The sequence below is a fragment of the Serratia sp. X10 genome, from assembly GCF_017811775.1.
In the GTDB taxonomy this organism is placed as follows: Bacteria; Pseudomonadota; Gammaproteobacteria; order Enterobacterales; family Enterobacteriaceae; genus Serratia; species Serratia ureilytica.
Genome location: NZ_JAEIOH010000005.1, coordinates 179,697 through 193,151, shown reverse-complemented (window position 1 = coordinate 193,151; position 13,455 = coordinate 179,697). Strand labels below are relative to the sequence as shown.

Below are 13,455 nucleotides of genomic sequence, written 5' to 3'. Positions count from 1 at the left end.
GGATTCCAGGCAAAAAAATACCCGCCTGCGGCGGGCATCTTCATCAACGGGGGCGAATTACTTCTTCGCGGCGAAGCGTGCGGCCGCTTCATCCCAGTTGACCACGTTCCAGAACGCCTTGATGTAGTCAGGGCGTTTGTTCTGATATTTCAGGTAGTAAGCGTGTTCCCACACGTCCAGACCGATGATTGGGAAACCGGAAGCGCCGGCGACGGCTTCGCCCATCAGCGGGCTGTCCTGGTTAGCGGTAGACACCACGGCCAGTTTGCCGTCTTTCAGCACCAGCCAGGCCCAACCGGAACCGAAGCGGGTGGCTGCGGCTTTCTCGAACTCTTCCTGGAATTTCTCAACGCTGCCGAAATCGCGCTCGATGGCCGCTTTCAGATCGCCGCCCAGCGTGGTGCCGGTTTTCAGGTTTTTCCAGAAGAAGCTGTGGTTGGCGTGGCCGCCGGCGTTGTTGCGCATGAAGGTGCGTTTGTCGGCAGGCACTTTATCCAGATCCTGGATCAGCTCTTCAACGCTGTATTTGGCCAGCTCAGGGTAAGCTTCCAGCACGGTGTTGGCGTTGTTGACGTAGGTCTGATGGTGTTTGGTGTGATGGATTTCCATCGTCTGCTTGTCGAAATGCGGTTCCAGTGCGTCGTAAGCGTACGGCAGGGATGGCAGTGAATAACTCATAATCATCATCTCCAGTGGTGTATGGGCGGCGCAAAGGGCGAGCACCGCGTAAGCAGTCGGATCATTATAGTTAATTAAATGATATTGAAAATGATTATCAATGCCCTGCTGACTGTGTGGTTAATGAACAAATCGCTGCGTTAACATACTGATAGAAAAGAGGCCTTGAGCGCCTCTTCATGCCTTGGCGCCGATGCGTTGGTTACTCTCTATACTGTAGAGAGCGCCGAGCCTGCTGCGACGCCGAAATGTATCGAAATGTGCCAATGCGTTCACTGAATGAGCACGAGTGTGTAACAACCACAAGCACGCTGTGGTAATATCGCCGCGTCGCGTATCAGCATAACAACAGTGACATTAGCGCTCCGCCGTTTTGGCGAGGAGCGCCATTTGAACAATGTGACAATCGAGAGTAAAGGAGACCCCCATGCAGGTCAGCAGAAGGCAGTTCTTTAAGATCTGCGCTGGCGGTATGGCAGGAACGACGGTGGCCGCGCTGGGCTTTGCCCCCGAAGTGGCGTTGGCGGAAACCCGGCAGTACAAACTGCTGCGCGCCCGCGAGACCCGTAATACCTGTACGTATTGTTCCGTCGGCTGTGGGCTGTTGATGTACAGCCTTGGTGATGGCGCCAAAAACGCCAAAGAAAGCATTTTCCATATCGAAGGGGATCCGGATCACCCGGTAAACCGTGGCGCGCTTTGCCCGAAAGGCGCCGGCCTGGTTGACTTTATCCACAGCGAAAGCCGCCTCAAGTACCCGGAATACCGGGCGCCGGGGTCGGACAAATGGCAGCGCATCAGCTGGGACGACGCCTTTACCCGCATCGCCAAGCTGGTGAAAGAAGACCGTGACGCCAACTTCATCAAAACCAACGACCAGGGCGTTACCGTCAACCGTTGGCTGACCACCGGCATGCTGTGCGCCTCTGCCGCCAGCAACGAAACCGGTTTTCTGTCGCAAAAATTTAGTCGCGCTCTCGGCATGCTTGCCGTAGACAACCAGGCGCGTGTCTGACACGGACCAACGGTAGCAAGTCTTGCTCCAACATTTGGTCGCGGTGCGATGACCAACCACTGGGTTGATATCAAGAACGCGAATTTGATTATCGTCATGGGCGGTAATGCGGCGGAAGCGCATCCGGTGGGGTTCCGCTGGGCGATGGAAGCCAAAATACACAACAATGCCAAGCTGATCGTGATCGATCCGCGCTTTACCCGAACCGCATCGGTGGCGGACTTCTACACGCCGATCCGCTCCGGGACCGACATCGCTTTCCTGTCGGGCGTGTTGCTGTATCTGATGACCAACAACAAGTTTAATCGCGAGTACGTCGAGGCCTACACCAACGCCAGCCTGCTGGTGCGGGAAGACTTTGCCTTCGAAGACGGCTTGTTCAGCGGCTACGACGCGGAAAACCGCAAGTACGACAAAACCACCTGGAACTACCAGTTCGACGAGAACGGCTTCGCCAAGCGCGACGTCACGTTGCAGGATCCGCGCTGCGTGTGGAACCTGCTGAAGCAGCACGTGAGCCGCTACACGCCTGACGTGGTGACCAACATCTGCGGCACGCCGAAGGACGATTTCCTCAAGGTGTGCGAATACATCGCCGAAACCTGCGTCGCGGATAAGACCGCTTCGTTCCTGTACGCCCTGGGCTGGACTCAGCACTCGGTCGGCGCGCAGAACATCCGCACCATGGCGATGATCCAGCTGCTGCTCGGCAACATGGGCATGGCGGGCGGCGGCGTCAACGCGCTGCGTGGCCACTCCAACATCCAGGGGCTGACCGATCTCGGCCTGCTGTCGCAGAGCCTGCCGGGCTACCTGACGCTGCCGTCGGAGAAACAGACCGATCTCGAGACCTACCTGAAGGCCAACACGCCGAAGGCGCTGCTGCCGGGCCAGGTGAACTACTGGGGCAACTACCCGAAATTCTTCGTCAGCCTGATGAAGACCTTCTACGGCGACAAGGCGCAGAAGGACAACAGCTGGGGCTTTGACTGGTTGCCGAAGTGGGACAAAGGCTACGACGTGCTGCAGTACTTCGAGATGATGGCGCAGGGCAAGGTCAACGGCTACTTCTGCCAGGGCTTTAACCCGGTAGCGTCGTTCCCGAACAAAAACAAGGTGGTGGCTTCGCTGTCCAAGCTGAAGTTCCTGGTGACCATCGATCCGTTGAACACCGAGACCTCCAACTTCTGGCAGAACCACGGCGAGTTCAACGAAGTGGATTCCTCGCAGATCCAGACCGAAGTGTTCCGCCTGCCGTCCACCTGCTTCGCCGAAGAGAACGGCTCGATCGTCAACTCCGGCCGCTGGCTGCAGTGGCACTGGAAAGGCGCGGACGCCCCGGGTGAAGCGCTGAACGACGGCGAGATCCTGGCGGGCATCTTCAGCCGCCTGCGCGAGATGTATGCGCGCGACGGCGGCGCGGTGCCGGAACAGGTGCTGAACATGCGCTGGGACTACCTGACGCCGGACAACCCGGCGCCGGAAGAGGTGGCGCAGGAGAACAACGGCAAGGCGCTGGCGGATCTGCTGGATGCCGACGGCAAAGTGGTGGTGAAAAAAGGCGAGCTGCTCAGCTCGTTCGCGCAGCTGCGCGACGACGGCACCACCGCCAGCGGTTGCTGGATCTTCGCCGGCAGCTGGACGCCGGCCGGCAACCAGATGGCGCGGCGCGACAACGCCGATCCGTCCGGTCTCGGCAACACGCTGGGCTGGGCCTGGGCATGGCCGCTCAACCGCCGCATTCTGTACAACCGCGCCTCGGCCGATCCGCAGGGTAAACCGTGGGATCCGAAACGCCAGCTGCTGGAGTGGGACGGCGCCAAGTGGGTCGGGGCCGATATCCCGGACTACAGCACCGCTGCGCCGGGCAGCGACGTCGGGCCGTTCATCATGCAACCGGAAGGCATGGGCCGCCTGTTCGCCACCGACAAGATGGCGGAAGGGCCGTTCCCTGAACACTATGAGCCGTTCGAAACGCCGCTCGGCACCAACCCGCTGCACCCGAACGTGGTGTCCAACCCGGCGGCGCGCGTGTTCAAGGACGATCTGGCGGCGATGGGCAAATCCGACAAGTTCCCGTACGTCGGCACTACCTATCGTCTGACCGAGCACTTCCACTACTGGACCAAGCACGCGCGGCTGAACGCCATAGCGCAGCCGGAGCAGTTTGTGGAGATCGGCGAGAAGCTGGCGGAGAAGAAAGGCATCAAGCAAGGCGATACCGTGAAAGTCAGCTCCAACCGCGGCTACATCAAGGCCAAGGCGGTGGTGACCAAGCGTATTCGCACGCTGCAGGTGCACGGCCAGGAAGTCGACACCATCGGCATCCCGATCCACTGGGGTTACGAAGGGGTGGCGAAGAAAGGCTTTATCGCCAACACGCTGACGCCGTTCGTCGGCGACGCCAATACGCAAACGCCGGAGTTCAAGGCGTTCCTGGTCAACGTGGAAAAGGTGTAACGGAGACGAATTATGGCCATGCAATCTCAAGACATCATTCGTAAATCCGCCACCAATGGCTTCACGCCGGCGCCGCGCGCCCGTGACCACCAGGAAGAAGTGGCCAAACTGATCGATGTCACCACCTGTATCGGCTGCAAGGCCTGTCAGGTGGCCTGTTCCGAATGGAACGACATCCGCGACGAAGTGGGGCACAACGTCGGGGTGTACGATAACCCCGCCGATCTGACCGCCAAGTCGTGGACGGTGATGCGCTTCTCCGAGGTGGAGGAAAACGGCAAGCTGGAATGGCTGATCCGCAAGGATGGCTGTATGCACTGCGCGGATCCGGGCTGCCTGAAGGCCTGCCCGTCGGAAGGCGCGATTATTCAGTACGCCAACGGTATCGTCGACTTCCAGTCCGAGCACTGCATCGGCTGCGGCTACTGCATCGCCGGCTGCCCGTTCGACGTGCCGCGCATGAACAAGGACGACAACCGGGTGTACAAGTGCACCCTGTGCGTCGACCGCGTGGACGTCGGCCAGGAACCGGCCTGCGTGAAAACCTGCCCGACCGGCGCGATTCACTTCGGCACCAAGGAAGCGATGAAGCAGGTGGCGGCGGATCGCGTCAGCGAGCTGAACACCCGCGGCTACCAGAACGCCGGTCTGTACGATCCGGCGGGGGTGGGCGGCACGCACGTGATGTACGTGTTGCACCACGCCGACAAACCGCAGCTGTACCACGGTTTGCCGGACAACCCGAGCATCAGCCCGGCGGTGACCTTCTGGAAGGGCGTGTGGAAACCCCTGGCGGCCATCGGCTTTGCCGCCACCTTCGCGGCCAGCGTGTTCCACTATGTCGGCGTCGGGCCTAACCGCGTCGAGGATGAGGACGAGCACGACGAGTCGCACGACGAGGAGACGCGCAAATGAGAAAGGAAAAGCCCATTCAGCGTTACAGCGCACCGGAGCGCATCAACCACTGGATCGTGGCGTTCTGCTTCGTGTTCGCCGCCATCAGCGGGCTGGGGTTCTTCTTCCCCTCCTTCAACTGGCTGATGAATATCTTCGGGACGCCGCAGCTGGCGCGCATTCTGCACCCGTTTGTCGGGGTCATCATGTTCGCCGCGTTCCTGCTGATGTTCCTGCGCTACTGGAAGCATAACCTGATCAACCGGGAAGATATCGTCTGGGCCAAGAACATCCACAAAATCGCCATGAACGAGGAAGTGGGTGATACCGGGCGCTATAATTTCGGCCAGAAGTGCGTGTTCTGGGCGGCGATTATCAGCCTGGTGCTGCTGCTGGCCAGCGGCGTGGTGATCTGGCGGCCGTATTTTGCGCCGTCGTTCTCCATCCCGCTGATCCGCATCGCGCTGCTGGTGCATTCGCTGGCCGCGGTCGGCCTTATCATCGTGATTATGGTGCACATTTACGCCGCATTGTGGGTAAAAGGCACCATTACCGCGATGGTGGAAGGCTGGGTGCCGGCGGCCTGGGCCAAGAAACATCATCCGCGCTGGTACCGTGAGGTCCGCGAGAAACGACAGGAAGATAAACCCTGATGAGTATCCGCATCGTTCCTAAAGAGCAGTTAGGGGCACAGCGTGAGAAGTCCACAACGGCGGAGAACATCCCGCCGTTACTTTTCGCCAACCTGAAAAGCCTGTACAGCCGCCGCGCCGATCGTCTGCGTCAGCTGGCGGTCGATAACCCGCTGGGCGACTACCTGAACTTCGCCGCCGAGCTGGCGCAGGCGCAGCAGCATGCGTTGCACGATAACCCGCTGCAGCTCGATCTGAGTGAAGCGTTGGCGCAGGGCGCCACCAGCGGCAAACCGCCGCTCGATCTGAGCGTGTTCCCGCGCAGCGAGCACTGGCGCAAGCTGCTGACGTCGCTGATCGCCGAGCTGCGTCCGCAGGCGCCGGAACACATTCTGGCGGTGCTGGACAACCTGGAGAAGGCCTCGGCGCACGAGCTGGAGCTGATGGCCGACGCCTTGCTCAACCGCGAGTTCGGCAAGGTGGGCAGCGAGAAGGCGCCGTTCCTCTGGGCCGCGCTGTCGCTCTATTGGGCGCAGATGGCCAGCCTGATCCCCGGCAAGGCGCGCGCCGAATACGGCGAGCAGCGCCAGTTCTGCCCGGTGTGCGGCAGCATCCCGGTTTCCAGCATGGTGCATATCGGCACCGTCAACGGCCTGCGCTACCTGCACTGCAACCTGTGCGAAAGCGAATGGCACGTGGTGCGGGTGAAGTGCAGCAACTGCGAGCAGACCCGCGATCTCAACTACTGGTCGCTGGACAGCGAACAGGCGGCGGTGAAGGCGGAAAGCTGCGGCGACTGCGGCACTTACCTGAAGATCCTCTATCAGGAAAAAGACCCGCAGGTCGAAGCGGTGGCCGACGATCTGGCTTCGCTGGTGCTGGACGCCCGCATGGAAGAGGAAGGCTTCGGCCGCAGCAGCATCAATCCGTTCCTGTTCCCGGCGGAGTAACCGCCCGGCCCCGTTCGCGCGGGGCCGGACAAGCAATTTCAGAACGGGCTTCTGGCATTCGCCCGGGCGAGTTGCTACGTTTAGGCCATGACGCGCCAAGCGAAAGGAACCACGATGTTAAACACCCTGGCAAAACTGACCGCGGTCGCCGTGCTGGCGATCGGACTGGCGGCCTGCGACAACAAGGACGACACCAAACCGGCGGTGCCGCCACCGGACACCAAGCCGACCGTGACGCAGCCCGCGCCACCGCCGCCGCCTGCGCCGGTAGAAACCCCACCCGCGCCGCCGGGGCTGAACGTGTCGCTGCAGAAGGGCAAGATCACCTTCGAGTTGCCGCCGGGCTTTAGCGATCAAACGTTGAACAGCGGCATCGTCAATGACAGCACCTCCACCATCCAGCGCTTCCTCGACGGCAAGTCGCGCCAGAGCGCGGTTTCGTCCGAAGTGATCCCGCCGGACGGCATGAAGATCAATACCAGCGACAAAATGCTGAAAGAGCTGACGCAGAGCGCCATCACGGTGCTGGCCGAGCGCTATCAGAATATCCAGACCACCAAAGAAGAGAACTTCACCGTCGGCAAACAGAAGTTTCGCCGGGTGGATACCGAGCAGACCGTCAACGGCCAAAAGGTGGTGTCCACCCTGGTGTTGACGGTGTTCAACAAACGGGTGGTAACGCTGCAAATGCTGTCGCCGGCCAAAACGCCGGAAGTGCATCAGGCGCTGGTGCAGCGGATTATCGATACTCTGGCGGTGAAGTAAGGGCATTGCGCCGCGGCCAGGACGAAGCGGAGGAGACCGGATGAAGCTTATCGGCAGTTACACCAGCCCCTTTGTGCGCAAGATTTCCGTGATGCTGCTGGAGAAGGGGATCGCGTTTGAATTCGTCAACGATCCGCCGTATGAGCCCGGCAGCCGGGTGAAGGAGCAGAACCCGCTCGGCAAAGTGCCGGTGCTGATCGCCGATGACGGCGAGGTGTTTTACGACTCGCCGATCGTGGCCGAATACCTCGAACTGCTGACGGTGGAGCCGGCGTTTTTGCCGGCCGATCGCGCCGCTGCGCTGCGCGTCCGCCAGGTGGCGGCGCTGGCGGACGGCGTGACTGAGGCGGCGGCGACACTGTTCCGCGAAAGCCGGCGCGCGCCGGAAAAGCAGGACGAAAACTGGATGCTGCGCCAGCGTGACAAGCTGACGCACGGCCTGGATGCGCTGGAGGCGCTGGCGCGGGAAAAAGCGTGGCTCAATGCCGAGCGGCTGACGCTGGCGGATATCGCCGTCGGCTGCGCGCTGGGCTATCTCAATTTCCGCCGCATCCTGCCCAACTGGTGCGTCCAACGTCCGGCGCTGGTCAAGCTGGCCGAACGCCTGTTCGCCCGCGAAAGCTTCGCCCGCACGGCGCCGCCCTGAACATTCTTTTCTCCCCGCCGCGGCGGGGTTTTGCTATGCCGATACGTCTAAACTGAAAACCGAGCGACCATGAGCACTGAATCCCACCTTCTTTACAGCCAACTGCCCGCCATCGACCGCCTGCTGCGTGAACCCGCGATTGAACCGCTGGTGGCGCAGCATGGCCAGACGCTGATCGGCGAACTGCTGCGCCGGCTGCAGGCCGAGGCGCGCGCCGCTATCAGGCAACAGCAACGTTTACCGGCCTGGTGCGGCGACTGGCCGCAGGCGCTGAGGACCGAGCTGGCCCGGCAGCAACGTCCGGCTTTGTTGCCGGTGTTCAACCTCAGCGGCACCGTGCTGCACACCAACCTCGGGCGCGCCCTGCTGGCGCAGCCGGTGCAGGATGCGGTGAGCGCGGTGATGGGAGAGGCGGTGACGCTGGAGTACGATCTGGACGGCGCCGGGCGCGGCCATCGCGATCGGACGGTGGCGAGTCTGCTGTGCCGGCTGACCGGCGCAGAGGACGCCTGCATCGTCAATAACAACGCGGCGGCGGTGCTGCTGATGCTGGCGGCGATCGCCCCCGGCAAAGAGGTGGTGGTGTCGCGCGGCGAGCTGGTGGAAATCGGCGGCGCGTTCCGCATTCCCGACGTGATGCGCCAGGCCGGCTGTCAATTGGTTGAGGTCGGCACCACCAACCGCACCCATCTGAAGGATTACCGCCAGGCCATCAACGAGCAGACTGGCCTGTTGATGAAAGTGCACACCAGCAACTACAGCATTCAGGGCTTTACCGCGGCGGTCGATGAGGCTGAACTGGCGCAGCTCGGGGCCGAACAGGGCGTGCCGACCGCCACCGATCTGGGCAGCGGCTCGCTGATCGATATGGCGCAGTACGGCCTGCCCGCCGAACCGATGCCGCAGCGGTTGCTGGCCGCCGGTGTCGATCTGGTGACGTTCTCCGGCGATAAGCTGCTGGGCGGCCCGCAAGCCGGCATCATCGTCGGCAAAAAGGCGCTGATCGCGCGCCTGCAGCAGCACCCGCTCAAGCGCGCGCTGCGCGTCGGCAAGCTGACGCTGGCGGCCCTGGAGGCCACGCTGCGGCTTTATTTGCAGCCGGAAAAACTGGCTGAGCAGCTGCCGACGCTGCGGCTGCTGACCCGCCCGCAGCAGGAGATGCAACAGGCGGCCGAGCGGCTGCTGACGGCGCTGACGCCACGGTTCACCGCCGATTTCGAGCTGCGCGCCGAACCGTGCTGGTCGCAGATTGGCAGCGGTTCGCTACCGGTGGATCGCCTGCCCAGCTATGCGCTGACCTTCACGCCGCGTGACGGCCGTGGCGCCACGCTGGAAGCGCTGGCTGAACGCTGGCGCCGCCTGCCGCAGCCGGTGATCGGTCGCCTCGGCGACGGCCGGCTGTGGCTGGATCTGCGCTGTCTGGAACAGGAAGGGGCGCTGATCGACGCGTTGAGCGCATCATGATCATCGCCACCGCCGGCCATGTCGATCATGGCAAAACCACCCTGCTGCAGGCGATCTCCGGGATCAACGCGGATCGCCTGCCGGAAGAAAAGCGCCGCGGCATGACCATCGATCTGGGCTACGCCTACTGGCCGCAGCCGGACGGCCGGGTGCTGGGCTTTATCGACGTGCCCGGCCACGAAAAATTCCTCGCCAATATGCTGGCGGGCGTCGGCGGCATTGACCATGCGCTGCTGGTGGTGGCCTGCGACGACGGCGTGATGGCGCAGACCCGCGAGCATCTGGCGATCCTGCGCCTGAGCGGGCGCCCGGCGCTGACGGTGGCGCTGACCAAGGCCGACCGGGTGGAGGCGGCGCGTGTCGATGAGGTGCGCAGTCAGGTGCGCGACGAACTGGCGCGCCAGGGCTGGCCCGATGCGCCGCTGTTTGTCACCGCGGCGGCAGCGGGCGAGGGTATCGAGGCGCTGCGCGCGCATTTGCTGGCGCTGTCGCCCGGCGAGCATGCGCTGACGCGCCGTTTTCGTCTGGCGGTAGACCGTGCGTTCAGCGTCAAAGGGGCGGGGCTGGTGGTGACCGGCACCGCGCTCGGCGGCCGGGTGAAGGTGGGGGATACGCTGTGGCTGACCGGCGCCGACGTGCCGGTGCGGGTGCGCGGCCTGCATGCTCAGAATCAGACCGTGGAACAGGCGCAGGCCGGGCAACGCATCGCGCTTAACATCAGCGGCGATGTCGATAAAGACCGGATCGCGCGCGGCGATTGGCTGCTGGCGCAGCGCCCGCCGGAGGCGGCGGAACGCATTCTGGTGGCGCTGGAGACGGATTGGCCGATCCGCCATTGGCAGCCGCTGCATCTGCACCATGCCGCCAGCCACATCACCGGGCGCATTTCGCTGCTGAACGACGGGCTGGCGGAACTGATCCTCGATCGTCCGCTGTGGCTGGCACAGAACGATCGGCTGGTGCTGCGCGATATCGGCGCGCGGCAAACGCTGGGCGCGGCCCGGGTGCTCAGGCTGAATGCGCCCAAGCGCGGCAAGCGCCAGCCGGACTATTTGGCCTGGCTGCAGGCCCTGGCGCAGGCGCAGGACGATGCGCAGGCGCTGGCGCTTGAGTTGCCGCACGGCGCGCTGTCGCTGGCGGCGTTTGCCTGGGCGCGTCAGTTGACCGACGACGGCCTGGCGGCACTGCTGGCGAACCGCGATCTGCTGATCGTCGGTGACCGGGCGCTGGCGCAGGATCAGGTGCAACAGGCGGAAAGCCACCTGCTGCAGGTGCTGGCGGAGTACCACCAACAGCACGCCGATCAGCTGGGATTAGGGCGCGCCCGCCTGCGGCGCATGGCTCTGCCTCAGCAGCCGGAGGCGTTGGTGTTTATGATGATCGATCGGCTGCTGAAGGCCGGCGCGCTGCGTAATACGCGCGGCTGGCTGCACCTGCCGGAACACGGCCTGGCGTTCAGCGCCGAAGAGGCGCCGCTGTGGGCGCGCATCGAACCGCTGTTCGGCGACGAGCCGTGGTGGGTGCGCGATCTGGCGAGCGAGCTGGGCGAAGAGGAAAGCCGGGTGCGCTCGCTGCTGCGCAAGGCGGCTCAACTGGGCCATGTGACGGCGGTGGTGGTGGATCGCTACTACCTCAGCCGACGCATCGATCAGTTCGCGGCGCTGATCCGCGAGCTGGATGCGGAGCGCGGGGGCGCCAACGCCGCCGATTTCCGCGATCGGCTCGGCGTCGGGCGCAAGCTGGCGATCCAGGTGCTGGAGTTCTTCGATCGCAGCGGCTTTACCCGCCGTAAGGGCAACGAGCATCTGCTGCGCGACGGCGGGCTGTTCGGCAACTGATTGCGTGTTTTTTGTTCTCTGATGGCGGTATAATCAGCTTTAATCACTTTGATTGATATTGATTGTACTGAGGAGCAAGACGATGAATACGAAAGTCATCACCGCTCATGTGCCGCTGCCTTTGGCTGAAAAGGTGGATGAAATGGCCGCCAAACTTGACCGCTCACGGGGATGGATAGTGAAGCAAGCCCTCGCCGCCTGGCTTGAGCAAGAGGAAGAGCGCCGTCGGTTAACGCTGGCGGCGCTGGCCGATGTCGAAGAGCAAAACGTTATCGATCATGAGTCGGTAGAAGCCTGGGCGGCCAGCCTGGACAGTGACGAGCCGCTGCCGGTACCGCGCTGATGGAATTAAAATGGACGAGTAAGGCGCTATCGGATTTGGCGCGTTTGTTTGAGTTTCTTGCCTTGGCTAACCGCACTGCGGCAGCGAATTCGGTGAAGGCCTTGGTCGCTGCGCCTAAAGCGTTGCTCGATAATCCCCGCCTGGGTGAAAGATTGGACGAGTTTTTACCGCAGGAAGTGAGGCGTATTCTGGTCGGCCGCTATGAGATACGTTACCAGGTGCAGCCGGCAGCGATTTATGTTCTGCGTATTTGGCATACCCGCGAAGAGCGATAGGCGGAATTCCCCTACCCGATAAACCTGACGGCGGCCCGGCGGGCGATCTCCGTCTTGTCGGCGTTGCTGTTGTTGGCGGTAGCGGTGGTGGGAGCGGGGTATGCGCTGGGGGGGCTCGGCTGAAGCCGCATAAAAAACGCCGGTCGGGAAACCGGACCGGCGTTTTATCGTCGCGCTTATGCCGCGCCGTTCGGCTGCGGCGTGGGGTCGCCGTTGCGGCGTTTGGCGAGGAACAGCGCCACCAACGTCAGCCAGCACAGGCCGCTGATGAGGTTGAACAGGTTGAACAGCCCGCTGCCGCCCCAGACGTAGGCAACCTTGGCCAGCTCGATGCCGACGGTGAACACCATCATGCTCAGCATGCCCATGGTGGCGGACACGGTGCCTTTGCTGACGTTGCTGGAGAACAGCGTCAGGCGGTACAGCCCGGCGTTGGCGAGGCCGATGCCGAAGGCGTACAGGCTCAGGCCGGCGGTCATCCACAGGTAGGCGTGGCTGGAGAACTGGGTCGCCAGCGCGGCGATCAGCAGCCCCAACAGCATCGGGCCCGCGCCCAGCTTGATCAGGCGTTCCACGCTGTTTTTGCCGGTCAGGCGCGCCAGCGTCAGGTTGCCGAGGATCAGCGCGCCGAACACCGGAATTTGCAGCAGGCCGTAATCCAGCGTCGACAACGACTCCCCGCTGATCAGGATCACCGGCGACTGGGCGATCCAGGCCAGCAGCGGCAGGCTGGCGAAACCGATCGCCAGGGCGCCGCACAGGAAGCGGCGGTTGCCCAGCACCTGGCGGTAGTCGCGCCACAGGTTAGCGGCGGAAAACGCCTCGCTCTGCAGCGTGGCGGTCTCCGGCATGGCTTTCCACAGGCCGTAGAAGGCGATGGCCGCCAGCGCCGCAAACAGCACGAACATGCTTTGCCACGGTGCGACGTGGATCAGCGCCGCACCGGCCAGCGGCCCCAGCAGCGGGGCGATCAGCGCCACGTTAGCCATCAGGGCGGTGATTTTGATGCACACCGCCTCTTCGAACGACTCCTGGATCGTGGCGTAGCCGACCGCGCCGATAAAGCACAGGCCGATGCCCTGCAGGAAACGCATGGCGATGAACTGCTCGATGGTGGTGACCAGCAGGATCGCCAGGCAGGAGACGATAAAGAACGCCACCCCGGCCAGCATCACCGGGCGACGGCCGCGGCGATCCGACAGCGGCCCGAGCAGCCACTGCAGGAAGATGCCGCCGGCCAGATAGGCGGTCATCGAGGTGGGCACCCACTCTTCGCCGGCGTTGAAATCCGCCACGACGGCCAGCATGCCGGGCTGAATCATATCGTTGCCGATATAGGTGGCGAACTCGAACAGCACCAGACAAAGAGGGAATAAAAGCGCCTGCCGGCCCAAACGTGCCGCAGGTGGTAATGTCGTTTTCATATTATTGTACTGATAGTAAAAGAGAAAAAGGAACTGCCAGGGCGGGAAGCGCAAACTGAGCGAGTTATGGC

Annotated in this window: 12 protein-coding genes; 10 read left to right on the top strand and 2 right to left on the bottom strand. The window is 62.9% G+C overall.

The window, feature by feature from the left end:
* Positions 1–57: 57 nt before the first annotated feature.
* The gene (gene sodA, locus J9788_RS17925) at positions 58–678 is read right to left on the bottom strand and encodes a superoxide dismutase [Mn] (protein WP_004934003.1); all 621 of its coding nucleotides are present in this window, start codon (positions 676–678) and stop codon (positions 58–60) included.
* Between the two features lie 427 nt (positions 679–1,105).
* Between sodA and fdnG the strand changes: the two genes are divergently transcribed.
* The 10 genes from fdnG (at position 1,106) to J9788_RS17875 (ending at position 11,960) form a co-directional block, all read left to right on the top strand.
* Entirely contained in the window at positions 1,106–4,153 is a 3,048-nt protein-coding gene (fdnG, locus tag J9788_RS17920; protein WP_182265622.1) for a formate dehydrogenase-N subunit alpha, read from the top strand.
* Between the two features lie 12 nt (positions 4,154–4,165).
* Entirely contained in the window at positions 4,166–5,068 is a 903-nt protein-coding gene (gene fdxH, locus J9788_RS17915; RefSeq protein ID WP_004934014.1) for a formate dehydrogenase subunit beta, read from the top strand.
* Positions 5,065–5,700: a formate dehydrogenase cytochrome b556 subunit gene (gene fdoI, locus J9788_RS17910; RefSeq protein WP_004934017.1), complete on the top strand. Its 636-nt coding sequence runs from the start codon at positions 5,065–5,067 to the stop codon at positions 5,698–5,700. Before fdxH ends, fdoI begins: the two co-directional genes overlap by 4 nt.
* Positions 5,700–6,629, top strand: coding sequence for a formate dehydrogenase accessory protein FdhE (gene fdhE / locus J9788_RS17905; protein WP_046898785.1), 930 nt, complete (start codon positions 5,700–5,702; stop codon positions 6,627–6,629). Before fdoI ends, fdhE begins: the two co-directional genes overlap by 1 nt.
* 114 nt (positions 6,630–6,743) lie before the next feature.
* Entirely contained in the window at positions 6,744–7,394 is a 651-nt protein-coding gene (locus J9788_RS17900) for a DcrB-related protein (RefSeq protein WP_016929564.1), read from the top strand.
* Between the two features lie 40 nt (positions 7,395–7,434).
* Entirely contained in the window at positions 7,435–8,040 is a 606-nt protein-coding gene (locus J9788_RS17895; protein ID WP_182265623.1) for a glutathione S-transferase, read from the top strand.
* Between the two features lie 69 nt (positions 8,041–8,109).
* On the top strand, positions 8,110–9,504 hold the full coding sequence (selA, locus tag J9788_RS17890; protein ID WP_182265624.1) for an L-seryl-tRNA(Sec) selenium transferase: 1,395 nt from the start codon (positions 8,110–8,112) through the stop codon (positions 9,502–9,504).
* The gene (gene selB, locus J9788_RS17885) at positions 9,501–11,342 is read left to right on the top strand and encodes a selenocysteine-specific translation elongation factor (RefSeq protein WP_182265625.1); all 1,842 of its coding nucleotides are present in this window, start codon (positions 9,501–9,503) and stop codon (positions 11,340–11,342) included. The genes selA and selB overlap by 4 nt, the downstream gene beginning before the upstream one ends.
* Before the next feature lie 82 nt (positions 11,343–11,424).
* Positions 11,425–11,685 (top strand): CopG family ribbon-helix-helix protein, encoded by a 261-nt coding sequence (locus J9788_RS17880; RefSeq protein ID WP_094141698.1) that lies wholly within the window; start codon positions 11,425–11,427, stop codon positions 11,683–11,685.
* The gene (locus tag J9788_RS17875; protein WP_033631416.1) at positions 11,685–11,960 is read left to right on the top strand and encodes a type II toxin-antitoxin system RelE/ParE family toxin; all 276 of its coding nucleotides are present in this window, start codon (positions 11,685–11,687) and stop codon (positions 11,958–11,960) included. Before J9788_RS17880 ends, J9788_RS17875 begins: the two co-directional genes overlap by 1 nt.
* Before the next feature lie 176 nt (positions 11,961–12,136).
* On the opposite strand, the gene J9788_RS17870 is transcribed toward J9788_RS17875, so the two are convergent.
* Positions 12,137–13,384 (bottom strand): MFS transporter, encoded by a 1,248-nt coding sequence (locus J9788_RS17870; RefSeq protein WP_182265626.1) that lies wholly within the window; start codon positions 13,382–13,384, stop codon positions 12,137–12,139.
* Positions 13,385–13,455 lie beyond the last annotated feature (71 nt).